This window comes from Burkholderiaceae bacterium, assembly GCA_024235995.1.
Lineage (GTDB): Bacteria > Pseudomonadota > Gammaproteobacteria > Burkholderiales > Burkholderiaceae_C > Ottowia.
Window position 1 is genome coordinate 246378 of record JACKLI010000001.1, and the last position, 17849, is coordinate 264226.

Genomic DNA, 17849 nt, shown 5'->3' on the forward strand with positions numbered 1-17849 from the left:
AAATCGGCAGCGGCCCCGCCGCTCGCGCGCGCGGCCGCTCTCTGCTACAACAGGCCCATTATTCGCAAGGTACGCCATGTCCCGCCCCGTCGACTACTTTTTCACCCCGCAAAGCCCTTGGGCATACCTGGGCCATGCCCGCTTCGTCGAGCTGCTGCGCGCCAGCCGGCGCGCCGTGCGCGTGCTGCCGGTGGACTATGGCCGCATCTTCCCGCTCTCGGGCGGCCTGCCGCTGGGCCAGCGCGCGCCGCAGCGCCAGGCCTACCGGCTGGTGGAGCTGCGCCGCTTTGCCGAGCACCTGGGCGTGGCCCTGCACCCCGAGCCGCGCCATTTTCCGGTCGATGGCGCCCCCGCCGCGCGCCTGATCACCGCCGTGGCGCAGGCCGACGGCGCCGACGCGGCGCTGCGTCTGACCGGCGCCGTCATGGCCGCCTGCTGGGCCGAGCAGCGCGACATCGCCAGCGCCGGCACGCTGGCCGAGCTGCTGGACGAAAGCGACCTGCCGGCCGAGCGCCTGGGCGCGGCGCAGGCACCCGAGGTGCAGGCACGCTACGAGGCGCAGACCCAGTCCGCCATCGACGCCGGGGTGTTCGGCGCGCCCACCTACGTCATCGAGGGCGAGCTGTTCTGGGGCCAGGACCGGCTGGACTTCGTGCGCCGGGCGCTGGGCTTGTGAATCGACCAAGGAGCAACGCATGGGACACTGGCTTGAACTGAAGGCCGCCGACGGCCAGGCCGTCACCACCTGGCTGGCCGAGCCGGCCGGCGCGCCGAGCGGCGCGGTGGTGGTGCTGCAGGAAATCTTCGGCGTCAACACGCACATCCGCGCGGTGGCCGAAGGCTACGCGGCCGCAGGCTATCTGGCGCTGGCGCCCGCCACCTTCGGGCGGGTGCGGGCGGGGGTCGAGCTGGGCTACGACGAGGCCGCCATGCAGGCCGGCATGGGCCTGAAGCGCGCCGCCGAGGCCCTGCCCGCGCCCGGCGTGCTGCCCGACATCCAGGCCGCCATCGACCACGCGCGGCAAGCCGGCGCCGGCAAGGTGGGCGTGGTGGGCTTTTGCTGGGGCGGCCTGCTGGCCTGGCGCGCGGCCAGCGGCTGCACGCACCTGAGCGCGGCCGTGTGCTACTACGGCGGCGGCATGGCGGCGCCGGCCGAGCTGGCGCTGCAGCCCAAGGTGCCGGTGCAGGCCCATCTGTCCGACCACGACAAGTCGGTGCCCATGGACGGCGTGGCGGCGCTGCGCCAGGCCCACCCGGCGGTGGACGTGCACCTGTACGCGGCGCCGCACGGCTTCAACTGCGACCAGCGCGCGGCATGGAACGAAGCCGCGGCCACGCTGGCGCGCGAGCGCACGCTGGCGTTCTTTGCCCGGCATCTGGGCTGAGTGCCCTCAGCGCTCCAGCCCGGCGCGGTACTTCTGGTAATGAATGGCCGACACCACGGCGATGCGGCGAATGGGCTCGGGCGGCAACCAGGTCGGACGCTGAAAGCCCAGCGCGTCGGCCAGCTCGGGCGATTGCGCGCCGCAGGCCATCTCGCCCAGCAGCTTGCCGAACATGCTGCCCTTGAGCAGGCCGGCGCCGTTGCAGCCGACGGACACGTACAGCCCCTCCTCGACCCGGCCGAAGTACAGCGCGCCGTTGCGAGTCAGGGCCGTTACGCCGCCCCAGACCTGCTCGAACGCGAAGGAGCGCATGGACGAGTAGCGGCGGCGGTAGCAGTCCTGCAGCATGGCGCGCACCGACCCCATATCCAGCTCCGACTCGTAGGAGTAAGCGCTGCGTACCATGAATCGACCCGAGGCCGTGCGGCGCAGGGTCGTGCCCAGGCGATTGGCCGGGATGACGCCCCACTCGGGCGCATCGCCCAACTGGGACAGATCGTCCACGGGCAGCTTGGGGGTCAGGGCCGCGTAGGTGTAGATCGTGAACACCCGGTCGCGCGCCAGGCCCAGCCGGGTGGCGAAGCCGTTGTTGGCAATCACGACCCGGTCGGCCATGAGGGTGGCCGAGCGCGTGCGCACCTCGAACGGGCGGCGGCCGCGCGACAGCGCCAGCACCGGCTCGCCTTCCCACAACTGCACGTTGGCCGGCAGGTGATCGGCCAGGCCCCGCACCAGCGCGGCCGGCTGCACGAAGATGTTGTTGTGGGAGTGGTAGCCGTAGTGGTAGTAGCGCGTGCCGAGGGCGGCCTGCAGTTGATCGGCGCCAAGCTCGCGGTACGCCACGCCCCACTGCTCGTATTGCCGCAGCGTCTCGCGCAGCCGCATTTCGCCATCGGGCGTGGCGGCGGCGTGGTACTTGCCCACCGGGTTCCAGCCGCAGTCGATGCCGTGCTGGTCGACGAGTGACTTGAGCCAATCGATGCCGGTGTTGTAGAGCTTGATCTGCTTGCGCGCCACCTCCACCGGGCTGCCGTGGCCGGACATGCCGGTGTTGTGCGGCAGGTTGATGAGAAACCCGGAGTTGCGCCCCGACGAGCCCTCGCCGATGGTGCTGGCGTCGATCAGCAGCACGCGGGCCTGCGGCTGCAGCTCGGCGATGCGCCGCGCGGCGGCCAGCCCGGTGACGCCGGCGCCGATGACCACGGCCTCGAAGTGCCGCTCCTCGGGCGCCGCGGTGCGCGCCTGCCGGGCGGGCAGCAAGGCGTTCCAGCCGGACGCCGCCTGGTAGCGCGGGTAGGTGATGGGGTCGGTCATCAAAAAACTTTCAGCCTAGAAACGGCAGTTGGATGCGCTTGCCGGTGCCGCTATCGGCGTGCCAGGCAAGGCGCGACAACGCAGCGGGCTGATGCCCGCAAGGCGGAGCAACGCCGCATGGCGCGTCGAGAGCGGTGCCGGCAAGTGCATAGCGTGCTCACCCGATAGGTGAGCGTGATCGGAGTTAGTGAAGTCAAGCATGGCGCTGCTTTCGAGAGGATGGCAAGCGGTCAACTGCCGTTTCTAGGTTCAGTGAGACGTGGCTTCGAGGCTGCGCATCACCTCGGCCTGGACGGTTTTCCAGATCTGAGACTTGAGCTCGTTGTAGCGCGGCGAGAGCTGGACTTCGGCGTTGCGCGGCATCGGCAGGTCGTTGCGGATGTCGGTCACCACCCGCCCGGGCCGGGCACTCATGATGAGCATGCGGGTGGACAGCAGCAGCGCTTCATCGATGGAGTGCGTGATGAAGACGATGGTCTTCCTGCTCTTCTCGTAGATGCGCAGCAGCTCGTCCTGCAGCACCTGGCGCGTCATCGCGTCGAGCGCCGCGAAGGGCTCGTCCAGCAGGATGACGTCGGGGTCGTTGGCCAGCACCCGGGCGATCGACACACGCTGGCGCATGCCGCCGGACAGGGCGCTCGGGAAACGGTCCTCGAAGCCCTTGAGGCCCACCATCTCGACGAAGCGCTGCGCCACCTCGTTGCGCCTGGCCTTGGGCACGCCCTTCATCTTCAGGCCGAAGCCGACGTTCTCGAGCACCGTCAGCCAGGGAAACAGGGCGTACTGCTGAAACACCATGCCGCAGTTGGGATCGACCTTGTTGACCGGCCTGCCGTTGACCACGATGCGGCCGGACGTGGGGTGGTCGAACCCGGTGATCAGGTTCAGCAGCGTGGATTTGCCGCACCCCGAAGCGCCCAGCAGCACCACGAACTCGCCCTGGGCCACGTCCAGATCGACCTGCTCGAGCGCCTGGAAGCTGCCGTAGTGTTTGGAGACGCCTTGAATGGAAATCATGGACGCGTTGCTCATTTCTGCCACCTCAGCACGCGGTGCTCGATCTGCCGGAACACGAAGTCGGTGATGAGCACCGTGACGCTGATCAGCACCATGCCCAGCACCACCACCTCGGTCTGGAAGAATTCCTTGCCGTTCATGATCAGAAAGCCCAGGCCCTCGCGTGCGGCGACCAGCTCGGCCGAGATCACGCAGGTCCAGGCCAGCCCCAGGATCACCTTCATGCCGCTGAGAATCTGCGGCAGGCTGCCCGGGAGAATCACTTCCTTCATCACCTGCCATCGGCTGGCGCCCAGGTTCTGGGCGGCGCGGATGAGCAGGGGGTCGATGTTGCGCGTGGCCTCGATCACGTACACCAGCGCGGGCGCGAAGGTGCCCATGAACACGATGCTGTACTTCTGCGTCTCGGTGATGCCGAACCACAGCAGCGACAGGGGAATCCAGCTCATGGAGGGCAGCGGCCGCAGGAACGACAGCAGCGGGTCGAACGCGGCGCGGGCGTAGGTGGAGGTGCCCAGCACGATGCCCAGCGGGATGGCCACCAGGGCGGCGGCGAGAAAGCCCGTCATCACGCGCCGCGCCGACGCCAGCACCTGGCCCAGCAGGGTGCCCTGCTCGGCCATGGCCCACCCCTTGGCCAGCACGGCGCTGGGCGGAGGCAGAAAGATCGGATCGACCAGCCCGGTGCGGCACACCAGCTCCCAGATGGCCAGGAAGACAAGCACGGACAGCGCGCTGGTGGCCAGCAGGGACGCCCGGGGCGGGTTCTTGGGGTTCACCTTGTGCTTCCCGCCGCGTCAGATGAAGGACGCATCCACCCAGTCCTTGACCTGGGGCGCCTTGTCGATCTGCTTGTGCTGCACCAGCATCTCGGCCAGCTGCTGCAGGCCATCGACGAACGGACCCTTGAGCAGCTCCTGCTGGCGGGCGGCACCATACCAGTCGGCGCCCCTGACGGCGGCCAGCTGGTCTTCGGCCGACAGGTTGGTCAGTTTCATCAGCGGCTGCACGGCCGCGTCCGGCTTGTCGCGCAGCAGGTCGCAGGCCTGGAAATAGGCCTTCAGATAGGTCTTGACGAGCTCCTTGTTGCCGTCGGCAAAGGCGCGGCGCACCACCAGCACGTCCGGCCCCGGCGTCACGTGGCTGGACTTGTAGAGCGAGAAGGCCGTGTCGTCGGCCAGCAGGCTCACCCCGGGCTGCTTGCGGATGGCGTCGAACTGCGGCGTCCAGGCCGCGGCGGCGTCGATCTGGCCGGCCTGCATGGCCGCGGGCAGCTCGGGGGCCGGCACGTTCAGCACCGTCACGTCGGCGTCCTTGAACCCGGCCTTGCTCAGCACGTCCAGCACCAGCAGGTGCGCGCTGGAGGCAAAGGTGACGCCGACCTTCTTGCCCTTCAGGTCGGCCACCGACTTGATGCCGCCGCGCCCCAGCAGCCCTTCGACACGGCCGAAGGACTCGGGAATGCCGATGATGGAGAACTGCCTGGCGCCGCGCGCCATCAGGGCCATGGCCGAGACGATGCCGGTGCAGGCGATGTCGATGCCCCCCGACATGAGCGCGGTCAGCCGCGCCGACGAGGTGCCGAACGACTCCCAGCTCTGCTCGATGCCGGCGCTCTTGAAAGTGCCATCGCTCATGGCCAGGTACGCCGGGTAGTGCCCCAGCCAGGCCGAGCCGCCGTACCTGACGGCCTGCGGGGCCGCCCATGCGGGCAAGGGGGCGGCGCAGGCCAGGCTGCCGGCGGCGCAGGCGCCGATGAAATGGCGGCGGTTCAGGGTCATGGTTGTCTCCTTGGGTGGTTAAAACTCAGCACAGGGCGATGCTGTTGCGCAGCCAGGGGATGTGCCCCCGGATGGCGGGAAAGATTTCGTCGTCCAGCACCTTGCGGCTGGCCTGAAAGAAGGTGCCCGCCATGTCCTCGTACTCGCCTTCGCGCGAGAGCTGGTGGATGGTGCGGCTCAGCGGCGGGCCGGGCAGGGGCAGGGCGGCCACCTGGCCCAACCAGGCGCGGCCCTGCAGCACGCACAGCGGCGTGGTGATGCTCCAGCCCAGGCCCGCGGCCACCATGGCCATGACAATGTCGGCCGAATCGATCTCCAGCGACGGCAGCGGCGTGTGGCCCACGCGCCGCAGGTGCCGCTCGATCATGGCGCCGAAGTGCGAGCGCGCGCTGAAGCGGATGAACGGCGCGCGCTGGGCCATCTGGATCAGATCGATTTTTTCGAATTCCTTTTTGCGCGCGGCCGGCACCACCACGATGAAGGGCTCGGTGAAGATGGTGCGGCGGATGATGCGATCCACGTCCTCGAGCGTGTCGGAGGTGACGATCAGATCGAGCTGGCGGCTCAGCAAGGCCTGCGCATGACTGTTCGCCAGACCGGACCACAGCAGCAGTTGGCTGGCCGCCGAGTTGACGCACTTGATGATGCCCGGGCCCGCGGTGGCGGCCACCGAATCGATCATGCCCACGCGGATGGCGGGCCGGCTGGCCAGGTCGGCCTCGCGCACATGGGCCACCAGGCGGTCCATGTCGCTGACGATCAGGCGCGCGCGCCGGCTCAGGGCAATGCCGGCCGCAGTCAGCTTGAAAGGACGCTGGGAGCGGTCGAAGACCTGCGTTTCCAGGATCTGCTCGATCTGGCCAATGGCTTGCGAGACGGCCGACTGCGTGATGCCGAGCTGGCTGGCCGCGCGCGACAGCGTCCCGCTCTGGGCGGCTGCCTCAAAGATGCGCAGGACACGGACGTCGAGCCCGCTGGCAGTTTTCACCTCGTTTCCAATCGATTATCAGAATTTATTCTGATGCTATCGAAACGAGGTTGAATTGGATATTCAATTAATTAAAACTAATATTTAATATCAAAAATGGGAACAAACCGCGCCATCAACGGCAATCGGCATGACGCGCCGGCTTGGCGGCCTCGGCCTGCCTGAAGGCCTGGGCGAATTCCTCCAGGTGCGCCAGCAGCGCGCGCAGCGCCGCGCTGTTGTGGCGCCGCTGCATGTAGACCACGTGCAGCCAGACATCGGCGGGTGAGAACGCCTCCAGCGCGCTCTCCAGCTCGCCGCGCTCGAGGTGCGGCGCCAGCGCGCGGCGCGCACCCCAGATCACGCCCAGGCCCTGCATCGCCAGGGCGATCAGGGGGGTTTGGCTGGTGGCGGCAAAGCGCGGCTGCAGCGCCAGCTCCAGCGGCTTGCCCTGCACGCTGAACTGCCAGCGCGGCGCCTCGCCGTACAGGTTGTGGGCCAGCTGCGCGTGCGTGAGCAGATCGCGCGGATGGCTGGGCTTGCCGTGCTCGCGCCAGTACGCCGGCGCGGCGGCGGCCACGAAGTCGATCGGCACCAGGCGCCGCACGATCTGGTTGGCGTCGTCGATCGGACCGATGCGAAACGCCAGGTCGACTCCCTCCTCGACCAGATTGAGCACGCGGTCGGTCACGTGCAGGTCCAGGGTCACCTCGGGGTACTGCAGCATGAACTGGCCCAGCAGGGCCGGCAGGTCGGTCTGCATCAGCGCGTGCGGGGCCGTCAGCTGCAGCCGCCCGCTGGGGCGCGTGGCGCGCTGGTGCAGCTCGCCCTGGGTCAGATCGATCAGCTCCAGCAGCGCGCCGCTGCGCTCGAACAGCAGCTGCCCAGCGTCGGTCAGCGACACCTTGCGCGTGGTGCGGTTGAACAGGCGCAGGCCGAAGCGCGCCTCCAGCTGCGCGATCGACTTGCTGACGCTGGCCGGCGACACGCCCTGCGCGCGCGCCGTGGCCGAGAAGCTGCCGCGCCGGGCGACTTCGCGGAAGGTCTGGATGAGGTCGAGGGAGTCCATGGCCACATTATTTCCGATATGGAACAAGTGAAATCGTTCTGAAGGGCTTTTTTAAACACCGCGATCGGCACAAACTACGTTCCATCGAAGGCCGCAACACACACACCTTCGAGCCCCGCACGGCCGGTCGGCCGCGGGGATCAACGTACCGATATGAAGGAATGCATCATGAAAAAACTCAACGCCTCCATCGCCGCCGCCGTCCTGCTGCTGTCGGGCAGCGCCTTTGCCGGCTCGCTGCAGCCGGCCGCCGGTGAAGCGCCGTTTGCCGGCCAGGCCGTGGTGTTGAACAGCTCGCTGCAACGCCAGGACGTGCGCGCCGACGCCGCGCGCCAGCTGCCGGCCGCCGGCGAGATGAGCGCCCAGGCCACACCCGAGCCCACCAGCACCGTGACGCGCGCCGAAGTGCGCGAGGCCACGCGCCAGGCGCTGGCCAACGGCTTTCACCTGGCCGTCGGCGAAGCCGCCTGATGCCGCGCTCCGGCCCGCGGGCCGGAGATACCGCCCCAACCCCGCTGGCGCGCCCGTGCCGGCGGGGTTTTTGGCTTTCGGGCGCTCAGTTCGTCAACGCGCCAACGCTCTCAGGACGAGCCTTCGTCGTCGCGCTCGTGGCTGAGGTAGTGCCGGCGCCAGAACAGCACCACGATGGCCAGGGCCAGCGCCAGCAGCAGGGCCAGCGCCACCCACATGCCCGGGCCGCTGTGGATCAGCGGCAGGTGGTCGAAGTTCATGCCGAAGAAGCCGGTGAACAGGTTCAGCGGCAAAAACACCGCCGTGATGGCCGTCAGCGTGCGCATGATGTCGTTGGTGCGCTGGCCCTGGGCGTTGAAGTGGATCTGCACCGCGGTCTCGGCCGACTGCTCCAGGCGCCGCGCGTGGTGCAGCACGCGGTCGATGTGCTCCATCACGTCGCGGGCGCGCGCCACCAGGCCATCGCGCCGGTGCAGCGCCAGCGCGGTGTCGGCGCCCCAGTCCGCCAGCGGCTGCTCGCGCAGCGCGTCCAGCCATTCCTGCATCGCGTCCTGCTGCTCCTCGCACAGCTCCTGCAGCCAGCCGAGCTGCTGGCGCGCCTGCATCAGCGCCGGCCAGGCCTGGGCGGCGGGGCGCTGGCGCAGCAGCAGGTGCTGCGCGGCCTCCAGCCGGCGCGTCAGCGCCTTGCGCAGTTCCAGGTAGCTGTCGACCATGACGTTGATCAGCCGCAGCGCCAGGTCGACCGGGCTTTGCGGCAGGCGCGAGCGCGCGCTGGCGGCGTCCACGCTCAGGCGCGCGTCGGTGGCCAGGCGCTCGATGAAGCCGACGGCCACGGGGCAGCCGGCGGGGTGCACGCTGACCAGCAGGCCGTCGAACACGGCAAAGCCGACCGCGCGCGAGTCGATGCGGGCGGCCGCGTCGGGGGCGTCGCCCGCGGCGGCCGTCGCGCGCGCTTCCTCGGCCGTGGCCAGGCGCCGGAAGATCACGCGGTCGTAGACCGAGGTGGCGTCGAAGTGCGAGGGATGGGCCTCGTTGGCCAGGTCGCGCGCGTGCACGTCCAGCAGGGCCGAGCCGCCCAGCCGCTGCGCCAGCGCCTGCTGCTCGGGCAGGGTGGCGGCGTACTCGGCGCGCTCCAGGTACACCCACACGAAGCCGTCGGCCGGCGGCTGCGCCGGCACGGTGTCGACGAAGCGCAGGCTGCCGGCGGTGAACTCGACGATGTGCACGGATTTGAATCGAATGGGCCTTTGGCCGGCGCAGGACAAGCGCAAGTCGCTATTTGTTTTGTAGTAATCGGGCGGCGTCGCGGGCAAAATACGTCAGCACCCCGTCGGCACCGGCGCGCTTGAAGGCCAGCAGCGCCTCCATCATCACGCGGTCATGGTCCAGCCAGCCGTTTTGCGCCGCGGCCTTGAGCATGGCGTACTCGCCGCTGACCTGGTAGGCGAAGGTCGGCACGTGGAACGTGTCCTTCACGCGGCGCAGCACGTCCAGGTAGGGCATGCCGGGCTTGACCATCACCATGTCGGCGCCTTCCTGCAGGTCGATGGCGACCTCGCGCAGCGCCTCGTCGCCGTTACCCGGGTCCATCTGGTAGACCTTCTTGTCGCCCTTGCCCAGGTTGGCGGCCGAACCCACGGCGTCGCGGAACGGCCCGTAGAAGGCGCTGGCGTACTTGGCGCTGTAGGCCATGATGCGGGTGTGGATGTGGCCCTTGGCCTCCAGCGCCTGGCGGATGGCGCCGATGCGCCCGTCCATCATGTCGCTGGGCGCCACGATGTCCACGCCGGCCGCGGCCTGCGTGAGCGCCTGCTTGACCAGCTGTCCCACGGTCTCGTCGTTCAGGATGTAGCCGCTCTTGTCCAGCCAGCCGTCCTGGCCGTGGCTGGTGTAGGGGTCCAGCGCCACGTCGGTCATGATGCCCAGCTCGGGAAAGCGCTTCTTCAGCTCGCGCACCACGCGCGGGACCAGGCCGCGCGCGTTGGTCGACTCGCTGCCCTTGTCGTCCTTGAGCCTGGCGTCGATCACCGGAAACAGCGCCATGACGGGGATGCCCAGCGCCACGCATTCCTCGGCCACCGGCAGCAGCAGGTCCAGCGACAGGCGCTCCACGCCCGGCATGGAGGGCACGGCCTGGCGCTTGCCCTTGCCGTCGAGCACGAACACGGGGTAGATCAGGTCGTCGGCCGACAGGCGGTGCTCGCGCACCAGGCGGCGGGTGAAATCGTCGCGGCGCAGGCGGCGCGGGCGCAGGGCGGGAAACGGGGCGGGAGCGAAAGGGGTCATGGGGGAAAATTGTGCCCCAAACGGCGGCCGGCCCGACGGGGCGCCGGACGATCCCCACGCCCCCGAAAAGTTCATGGGTTTTGTGGAAAGCGATGCACACTTTTGGTATATTTCATTCGGGCGATTCGTCGCCCCCCGCTTTTCCTCCCTGAGCGGGAGCCTTGATGTGTGACAGCAGACAGGCTTTTGACCCCAGCCGTTCGCGGCTGGGGTTTTTTGCTCTGGCGCCACCACGCGAGCCCGCGCACCGGGCCGCCGCCTACACTCGCCCCATGTTGTGGATCAAAGCCCTGCACATCGTGTTCGTGGTCAGCTGGTTCGCGGGCCTGTTCTACCTGCCGCGCATCTTCGTCAACCTGGCCATGGTGCTCCCCCAGTCCAGCGCCGAGCGCACGCGGCTGCTGCTGATGGCGCGCAAGCTGTACCGCTTCATGACCCTGCTGGCGGTGCCCGCGCTGGCCCTGGGCCTGTGGCTGTGGCTGGGCTACGGCATCGGCCAGGGGCCGGGCAACGGCTGGCTGCACGCCAAGCTGGCGGTGGTGCTGCTGCTGATCGCCTACCACGCGGTCTGCGCGCGGCTGCTGGCGCGCTTCGAGCGCGGCCAGGCCACGCCCGGCCACGTGTGGTTCCGCTGGTTCAACGAACTGCCCGTGCTGGGCCTGCTGGCGGCCGTCATCCTGGTGGTCGTCAAGCCGTTTTGAGGCGCCGCGCGGCCCCATGGGACGCTCCCCCCCTTCCACCGCCTGGCCGCTGACGCTGCTGTACGCGGCGCTGATCGTCTACGCCAGCCTGTTTCCGTTCACCGGCTGGCGCGACCAGGGCATCGTGCCCTGGGCCTACCTGCACGCGCCCTGGCCCCGGTACTGGACGGGGTTCGACCTGGCGATCAACCTGGTGGGCTACCTGCCCATGGGCTTTCTGCTGGCGCTGGCGCTGCTGCGCACCGGGCCGCGCTGGACGGCGGCGCTGCTGGCCGGCCTGGCCACGGCGGCGCTGTCCTTCGCCATGGAATGCCTGCAGTCGTACCTGCCGCTGCGCGTGGCCTCCAACGTGGACCTGGGCTTCAACGCCCTGGGCGGCGCGCTGGGCGCGCTCGGCGCCGCGGTGCTCGATCGCCTGGGCGCCATCGAGCAGGGGCGGCGCGTGCGCAGCCGCTGGTTCGCGCGCGACGCCCGCGGCGCGCTGGTGCTGCTGGCGCTGTGGCCCATCGGCCTGTTGTTTCCGCTGCCGGTGGCCTTCGGCATGGGCCAGGTCTACGAGCGCAGCGAGGACGCGCTGGGCGCATGGCTGCAGGGCACGCCCTTCCTGGACTGGCTGCCGGTGCGCGACATCGAGCTGCAGCCCATGCTGCCCTGGGCCGAGGCCGCCAGCGTGGCGCTGGGCGCGCTGGCGCCCTGCCTGCTGGGCTATTGCGTGATTGCCCCGCGCGGGCGGCGCGCCGTGTTTGCCGCCGCCGCGCTGGCCGCGGGCATCGCCGTGTCGACCCTGTCGACCGCGCTGTCCTTCGGGCCGGCCAACGCCTGGACCTGGGTGACGCCCTCGGTGCAGCACGGCCTGCCGCTGGCGGCGCTGGCGGCGGCGCTGCTGCTGGCGCTGCCCCCGCGTGCCTGCGCCGCCGCCCTTGGCCTGGTCGTTCTGGCCCAGCTGGCGCTGCTCAACAGTTCCACGCCCAATGTGTACTTTGCGGCTACGCTCCAAAATTGGGAGCAGGGGCGCTTCATCCACTTCTACGGCCTGGCCCAGTGGCTGGGCTGGCTGTGGCCCTTTGCGGTGCTGGGTTGGCTGCTGGCGCGCCTGCTGGCGCGGGCGCCGGTGCCTAGAATCAGGCCATGAGCCCGCCCTACTACCAGCGCCACATCTTCTTTTGCCTGAACCAGCGCACCCACGGTGAAAACTGCTGCGCCGACCACGGCGCCCAGGCCGCGTTCGATCACTGCAAGGCGCGCGTCAAGGCCGAGGGCCTGGCCGGCGTGGGCCAGGTGCGCGTCAACAAGGCCGGCTGCCTGGACCGCTGCGCCGGCGCGCCGGTGGCCGTGGTGTACCCCGAGGGCACCTGGTACTCCTACGTGGACATCGGCGACATCGACGAGATCGTCGACTCGCACCTCAAGCACGGCCAGGTCGTCGAGCGCCTGCTGCTGCCACCGGACGTGGGCCGCTGAGGCTGGCGCGCGCCCCGCCGTTTACAAGCTTTTTCACGTTCTCGCGCGGATGCGGCAAGCGCCGGTAGCTATAATTTAAATAGCTGATGAACGCCTTGACCCAATCGCTGACGCTGCCGGGCCCCGCCGGCGCGATCGAGGCCCTGCTCGACACGCCCCTGCTGGCCGAAGGCGCCGCCCCGCGCGGCACCGCCGTCATCGCCCACCCCCACCCGCAGTTCGGCGGCACCATGACCAACAAGGTGGTGCAGACCGTGGCGCGCGCCTGCGTGCTGTGCGGCTGGCGCGCGCTGCGCTTCAATTTTCGCGGCGTGGGCGCCAGCCAGGGCGCCTACGACGAAGGCCGCGGCGAGCTGCAGGACATGCTGGCCGCCATCGAGCAGCAGGCGCCGGCCGATGCGCCGCTGGCGATCGCCGGCTTCTCGTTCGGCGCCTTCGTGGCCAGCCAGGCCGTCGCCGCGCTGCAGGGCCGGCGCCCGATCGAGCGCGTGGTGCTGGTGGGCACGGCCGCCCAGCACTTCGCGGTGGCGCCAGTGCCGGCGGAACTCCACGCCGCCACCCTGGTCATCCATGGCGAGCACGACGACACCGTGCCGCTGGCCGCCGTGCTCGACTGGGCGCGCCCGCAGAGCCTGCCGGTCACCGTGGTGCCCGGCGGCGGCCATTTCTTTCACGGGCAGCTGCCGCTGCTCAAGTCGCTGGTGGCGCGCCACGTGCGCGCCTGAACCACCCCATCCACTTTTTCCCGTTGCCCAAGCCGATGATGAACCGCCTGCTCAAGACCCTTGCCGCCTTCACCCTGTCCAGCGCCGCGCTGCTGGCCCACGCGCAGGCGCCGCAGCCGCCCGAGGTCGCCGCCAAGGCCTACCTGCTGATGGACGTCAGCTCGGGCCAGATCCTGGCGGGCAAGGACATGGACGCGCCGGTCGAGCCGGCCTCGCTGACCAAGCTGATGACCGCCTACGTGGTGTTCGACGCCCTGCGCGCCAAGAAGGTCAGCCTGGCGCAGACCCTGCCGGTGAGCGAGCGTGCCTGGAAGACGCCGGGCTCGCGCATGTTCATCGACCCCAAGATGCAGGTGCCGGTGGAAGACCTCGTCAAGGGCATGCTGGTGCAGTCGGGCAACGACGCCACCGTGGCCCTGGCCGAGGGCGTGGGCGGCACGGTGGAGCGCTTCGTCGAGATGATGAACGACCAGGCCAAGGCGCTGGGCCTGAAGAACACGCACTACGCCAACGTCGACGGCCTGCCGGACCCGGCCCACGTCACCACCGCGCGCGACCTGGCCACGCTGTCGGCACGGCTGATGCAGGACTTTCCGGAGGACGTGAAGTACTTCGCCATCAAGAAGTACCGCTACCCCGGCACCCCGGCCAGCAACGACACCAACCGCAACACCCTGCTGTTTCGCGACCCCACGGTCGACGGCCTGAAGACCGGCCACACCAAGGCCGCCGGCTACTGCCTGGTGGCCACTGCGGCGCGCGACTTTCCCAACCTCAAGGGCCGGCGCCTGGTGTCGGTGCTGCTGGGCGCCACCAGCGACAGCGCGCGCGCCAACGAGTCGCAGAAGCTGCTCAACTGGGGCTACACCGCCTGGGAGGACGTCAAGCTGTTCGACGCCGGCCAGGCCGTGGCCACGCCGCGCGTGTGGAAGGGCAAGGCCAGCGAGCTCAAGCTGGGCAGCGTCACGCCCATCGTGGTGTCGGTGCCGGCCGGCAGCGCCGCCCAGGTCAAGACCGAGGTGGCGCGCCCCGAGCCGCTGATCGCCCCCTTCAAGAAGGACCAGGTGGTGGCCACGCTCAAGATCACGCAAAACGGCCAGCCCCTGGGCGAGGTGCCGCTGGTCGCGCTCGAGGGCGTCGAGGAATCGGGCTTCCTGGGCCGCGCCTGGGACGCCATGCGCCTGTGGATCAAGTGATCGGTGCCTGAGCCGGCCGCGCCCGCCGGGCCGGCGGCGGCCGCCCCGTTGCTGGCCCAGGGCCAGGTCGAGGCCGCGCGGGCCCTGCTGCTGCCGTGGCTGCGGCAGCAGCCGGACGATGCCGCGGCCTGGCAGCTGCTGGGCCTGGTGCACCTGCAACAGGGCGAGGCCGAGCCGGCGCGCACCGCGCTCGGCCGCGCGCTGGCGCTGGATGGGCAGAACGCGCGCACCCTGTCCCTGCTGGCCGTGGCCTGCGTGCAGGCCGGCGTGCCGGCGCAGGCCGTCGCCCATTTCGACCGCGCGCTGGCCCTGGCTCCCGCCGAACCCGGCCTGTGGCACGACCGCGGCCGGGCGCTGTTCGAGGCCGGGCGCCCGGGCGAGGCGCTGGCCAGCTTCGAGCGCACGCTGGCGCTGGCGCCGCGGCATGCCCAGGCCTGGCTCAACCGCGGCAACATGCTGCGCGAGCTGGGCCGCGTCGACGAGGCCCTGGCCAGCCTGGCCACCGCCGCCCGCCTGGCGCCGCAGGACGCCCTGGTGCTGCGCGCGCTGGGCCAGACCCTGGAGCGCGCCGGCCGCGCGGGCGATGCGCTGGCGGCCTACCACGGCGCCTGGCAGCGCGACCCGGGCGATGCCGGCTTGGCCTGCGCGCTCATGAATCTGAAGCAGCATGAGGCCGATTGGCGCGGGCTGGAAGCCCTTTTTTCCCAGACGCTGGCGCAAATCGACCACGCGCGCGCGGGCGTGGCCAGTTGGGCCATGCTGTCGCACCCCGGCGCCTCGGGCGCCGAGTTGCTGCGCGGCGCCCAGGCGCAGGCCCGCACGCTGCGCCAGGGCCTGGCCGCGGCGCCGCCGCTGGCGCCGCGCCCGGCCAGCCGCCGGCGCCTGCGCGTCGGCTACCTGTCGGCCGACTTCCGCGAGCACGCCATGGCCTACCTGATGGCCGGCGTGTTCGAGCACCATGACCGCGCCGGCTTCGAGATCGTCGGCATCGACCTGCACCGCCCGCCCGTGCCCGACTCGCCCATGCGCGCCCGGCTGCGCCAGGCGCTGGGCCCCTTCGTCGACGCCAGCGACCCGCGGCCCGAGCGCGCCCTGGCCGCCGTGCGCGCGCTCGGGCTGGACATCGCCGTCGACCTGATGGGCCTGACGCGCCACGGCCGCCCCGAACTGCTGGCTCAGCGCGTGGCGCCCGTCCAGGTGGGCTACCTGGGCTTTCCGGGCACCTGCGGCATGGCCGAGCTGGACTACATCCTGGGCGACCGCTGGGTCACGCCCGCGGGTGCCGAGGCCGACTTCGCCGAGCACGTCGTGCGGCTGCCGGACAGCTTCCAGGCCAACGACGCGCGCCGCGTGCGGCCCGCCGCCGCGCCGCCGCGCGCCGAGCTGGGCCTGCCCGAGGACGGCTTCGTCTTCTGCGGCCTCAACAGCACCCACAAGATCGGTCCGCAGGTGTTCGAACTGTGGTTGCGCCTGCTGCGCGCGGTGCCCGCCAGCGTGCTGTGGCTGCTGGGCGAATCGGACGGCGTGCGCCAGCGCCTGCGCGCCGCGGCGCAGGCGGGCGGCGTCGCGCCGGCGCGGCTGGTGTTCGCCAGCCGCCGGCCCTACGCCGAGTACCTGGGGCAACTGCAGCGCGCCGACCTGTTTCTGGACACCTGGCCCTTCAACGCCGGCACCACCGCCAGCGACGCGCTGTGGGCCGGCCTGCCGGTGCTGACCCTGGCCGGCCGCAGCTTCGCCGGCCGCATGGCCGCCAGCCTGCTCGACGCCGTGGGCCTGCCCGAGCTCATCACGCACGGCGCGGCTCAGTATGAGGCGCTGGCCCTGCGCCTGGCGCGCGAGCCGGCGCGGCTGCACGGCCTGCGCACGCGCCTGGCCGCCGCGCGCGCCACCGCGCCGTTGTTCGACAGCGCGCGCTTCACGCGGCACCTGGAGGCGGCGTACCGCCAGATGGGGCAGCGCCACCAGCAGGGCCTGCCGCCGGCGGGCTTCGACGTCGCGCCGATTGGCTGAAGGGCTGAAGCGCTTACGCCCGCACGAAGAACAGCGCGCTCATCACCAGGCCGGTGGCGATCACGATCGCACGCACCCAGGCCGTCGGCAGGCGCCGGGCCAGGCGGGCGCCGGCCACGCCGCCCACGGTGGCGAACACGGCCATCAGCAGCGCCGGCCCCCACACGATGGCGCCGCCCAGGGCGAAGGCGGCCACCGACAGCACCGACAGCACGGACGAGTTGAGGTTCTTGAATGCGTTGGCGGTGTTCAGCCGCGTCTCGCCCACCAGCAGGTACAGCGCCAGCAGCAGGATGCCGACGCCGCCGTTGAAGTAACCCCCGTAGGCCGTGGCCAGCAGCAGGCCGGGCGCGCGCCAGGCGGCCAGGCGGCTGCCGCCTTCGCCCGCGCTCCAGCGCGCCAGGCGCGGGCCGGCGGCAAACAGCACGGTGGCCAGCAGCAGCAGCCAGGGCACCACGCCGGCAAACACCTTGGGCGGCGTCACCAGCAGCAGCAGGGCGCCGGCCACGCCGCCGGCGGCGCTGATCGCCATCTCGCGCGCCAGCAGCGCGCGCGGCAGGGCCGCCAGCTCGCGCCGAAAGCCCGCCACGCTGCCGAAGTAGCCCGGGCACACCGCCAGCGCGCTGGTGGCGTTGGCCGCGATCGGCGGCACGCCCGCCCACACCAGGGCCGGAAAGGTCAGGAAGGTGCCGCCGCCGGCCATGGCGTTGAGCACGCCGGCGCCCAGCGCGGCGGCGGCCAGCACCGCCCAGGTCAGCAGATCGCCCGTCATTGCTTCAATTTTGATAGCTTATGACGCACATTCCATGCGGGCCATAGGCCTGTTTCACTTGAAATTCAATGCGGAGGCATGCGCCTGCACCGCATCCAGCCCGAAGCGCTGGCCGCGCAGGTGGTCTTCCATGCAGCACAGCACCAGCGGGCTGCGGTGGCGTGCCGCGCTGGCGCGCACCTCCTCGGGCGTCAGCCACAGGGTGCGCACGATGCCGGCGTCCAGCGCGCGGCCGGGCAGCGGCTCGCCCGCGGTGCCGCAGTAGGTGATGCGCAGCCAGGTGGTGGGCTGGCCCTCGGCGTCGCGCGAGGCGGCCAGGTACACGCCCAGCAGCGCGCTGGGCTGGAAGTGGCGCGCGGTTTCCTCCAGCGCCTCGCGCACCGCGCCCTGCTCGGGCGTCTCGCCCGGCTCCAGGTGGCCGGCGGGGGTGTTCAGGCGCAGGCCTTCGGACGTGTTCTCCTCGACCAGCAGGTAGCGGCCGTCCTGCTCGATCACGGCCGCGACGGTGACGCGCGGCCTCCAACGGGGCTTGCTCATGGCGCCGATTATGCAGAGCGTTTATGGGTGGCCAGGCGTGGCAGGAAAAATCAAGCACAATCGGCCCCAATCGCGGGGCTGCAGCCCCCGCCCATCGGATCGCGCCGCCCGCTGGCGCGGCGGATTCACGCATGCGCTTGAGCAAAGAGGAGACTTC

General features: G+C 70.7%; 19 protein-coding genes. 9 read left to right on the plus strand and 10 right to left on the minus strand.

The window, feature by feature from the left end; translation table 11 throughout:
* Nucleotides 1-76: 76 nt before the first annotated feature.
* Together H6927_01235 and H6927_01240 are read left to right on the plus strand one after the other, a co-directional pair.
* Complete coding sequence (locus H6927_01235) at nt 77-676, plus strand: 2-hydroxychromene-2-carboxylate isomerase (protein ID MCP5216723.1); 600 nt, start codon at nt 77-79, stop codon at nt 674-676.
* Nucleotides 677-695: 19 nt separating this feature from the next.
* Nucleotides 696-1385: a dienelactone hydrolase family protein gene (locus H6927_01240; GenBank protein MCP5216724.1), complete on the plus strand. Its 690-nt coding sequence runs from the start codon at nt 696-698 to the stop codon at nt 1383-1385.
* 6 nt (nt 1386-1391) lie between these two features.
* On the opposite strand, the gene H6927_01245 is transcribed toward H6927_01240, so the two are convergent.
* From H6927_01245 to H6927_01270, 6 genes are all read right to left on the minus strand, one after another.
* Nucleotides 1392-2699, minus strand: coding sequence for an FAD-binding oxidoreductase (locus H6927_01245; GenBank protein ID MCP5216725.1), 1308 nt, complete (start codon nt 2697-2699; stop codon nt 1392-1394).
* Between the two features lie 249 nt (nt 2700-2948).
* The gene (locus H6927_01250; GenBank protein ID MCP5216726.1) at nt 2949-3716 is read right to left on the minus strand and encodes an ABC transporter ATP-binding protein; all 768 of its coding nucleotides are present in this window, start codon (nt 3714-3716) and stop codon (nt 2949-2951) included.
* Between the two features lie 11 nt (nt 3717-3727).
* Nucleotides 3728-4495, minus strand: coding sequence for an ABC transporter permease (locus tag H6927_01255; GenBank protein ID MCP5216727.1), 768 nt, complete (start codon nt 4493-4495; stop codon nt 3728-3730).
* A gap of 18 nt (nt 4496-4513) precedes the next feature.
* The gene (locus H6927_01260; GenBank protein ID MCP5216728.1) at nt 4514-5497 is read right to left on the minus strand and encodes an ABC transporter substrate-binding protein; all 984 of its coding nucleotides are present in this window, start codon (nt 5495-5497) and stop codon (nt 4514-4516) included.
* A 25-nt stretch (nt 5498-5522) separates the two neighbouring features.
* Nucleotides 5523-6485, minus strand: a complete 963-nt coding sequence (locus H6927_01265) for a LysR family transcriptional regulator (GenBank protein MCP5216729.1) — start codon at nt 6483-6485, stop codon at nt 5523-5525.
* A 115-nt stretch (nt 6486-6600) separates the two neighbouring features.
* Nucleotides 6601-7533 carry a LysR family transcriptional regulator gene (locus H6927_01270; GenBank protein ID MCP5216730.1) on the minus strand — a complete coding sequence of 311 codons (933 nt, stop codon included), beginning with the start codon at nt 7531-7533 and terminating at the stop codon, nt 6601-6603.
* A gap of 168 nt (nt 7534-7701) precedes the next feature.
* On the opposite strand from H6927_01270, the gene H6927_01275 reads away from it, so the two are divergent.
* Nucleotides 7702-8004, plus strand: coding sequence for a hypothetical protein (locus H6927_01275; protein MCP5216731.1), 303 nt, complete (start codon nt 7702-7704; stop codon nt 8002-8004).
* A gap of 110 nt (nt 8005-8114) precedes the next feature.
* On the opposite strand, the gene H6927_01280 is transcribed toward H6927_01275, so the two are convergent.
* Together H6927_01280 and hemB are read right to left on the minus strand one after the other, a co-directional pair.
* A complete protein-coding gene (locus H6927_01280; protein MCP5216732.1) occupies nt 8115-9230 on the minus strand; it encodes a magnesium transporter CorA family protein in 1116 nt (371 codons plus the stop codon).
* Nucleotides 9231-9279: 49 nt separating this feature from the next.
* Nucleotides 9280-10290, minus strand: a complete 1011-nt coding sequence (hemB, locus tag H6927_01285; GenBank protein MCP5216733.1) for a porphobilinogen synthase — start codon at nt 10288-10290, stop codon at nt 9280-9282.
* Between the two features lie 272 nt (nt 10291-10562).
* On the opposite strand from hemB, the gene H6927_01290 reads away from it, so the two are divergent.
* The 6 genes from H6927_01290 to H6927_01315 all read left to right on the plus strand — a co-directional run bounded on the left by H6927_01290 (nt 10563) and on the right by H6927_01315 (nt 16383).
* The gene (locus tag H6927_01290) at nt 10563-10991 is read left to right on the plus strand and encodes a CopD family protein (protein MCP5216734.1); all 429 of its coding nucleotides are present in this window, start codon (nt 10563-10565) and stop codon (nt 10989-10991) included.
* A 16-nt stretch (nt 10992-11007) separates the two neighbouring features.
* Complete coding sequence (locus tag H6927_01295; GenBank protein MCP5216735.1) at nt 11008-12123, plus strand: VanZ family protein; 1116 nt, start codon at nt 11008-11010, stop codon at nt 12121-12123.
* Nucleotides 12120-12452 (plus strand): (2Fe-2S) ferredoxin domain-containing protein, encoded by a 333-nt coding sequence (locus tag H6927_01300; GenBank protein MCP5216736.1) that lies wholly within the window; start codon nt 12120-12122, stop codon nt 12450-12452. Before H6927_01295 ends, H6927_01300 begins: the two co-directional genes overlap by 4 nt.
* An 86-nt stretch (nt 12453-12538) precedes the next feature.
* Nucleotides 12539-13177 (plus strand): alpha/beta fold hydrolase, encoded by a 639-nt coding sequence (locus tag H6927_01305; protein ID MCP5216737.1) that lies wholly within the window; start codon nt 12539-12541, stop codon nt 13175-13177.
* Nucleotides 13178-13215: 38 nt separating this feature from the next.
* Complete coding sequence (locus H6927_01310; GenBank protein MCP5216738.1) at nt 13216-14373, plus strand: D-alanyl-D-alanine carboxypeptidase; 1158 nt, start codon at nt 13216-13218, stop codon at nt 14371-14373.
* A 3-nt stretch (nt 14374-14376) separates the two neighbouring features.
* A complete protein-coding gene (locus H6927_01315) occupies nt 14377-16383 on the plus strand; it encodes a tetratricopeptide repeat protein (protein ID MCP5216739.1) in 2007 nt (668 codons plus the stop codon).
* Nucleotides 16384-16396: 13 nt separating this feature from the next.
* Here the strand turns inward: H6927_01315 and H6927_01320 are convergent, their stop codons facing one another.
* Both H6927_01320 and H6927_01325 read right to left on the minus strand, forming a co-directional pair.
* Entirely contained in the window at nt 16397-17155 is a 759-nt protein-coding gene (locus H6927_01320; GenBank protein ID MCP5216740.1) for a sulfite exporter TauE/SafE family protein, read from the minus strand.
* Nucleotides 17156-17209: 54 nt separating this feature from the next.
* Nucleotides 17210-17692 (minus strand): NUDIX hydrolase, encoded by a 483-nt coding sequence (locus tag H6927_01325; protein MCP5216741.1) that lies wholly within the window; start codon nt 17690-17692, stop codon nt 17210-17212.
* Between the last annotated feature and the right edge of the window lie 157 nt (nt 17693-17849).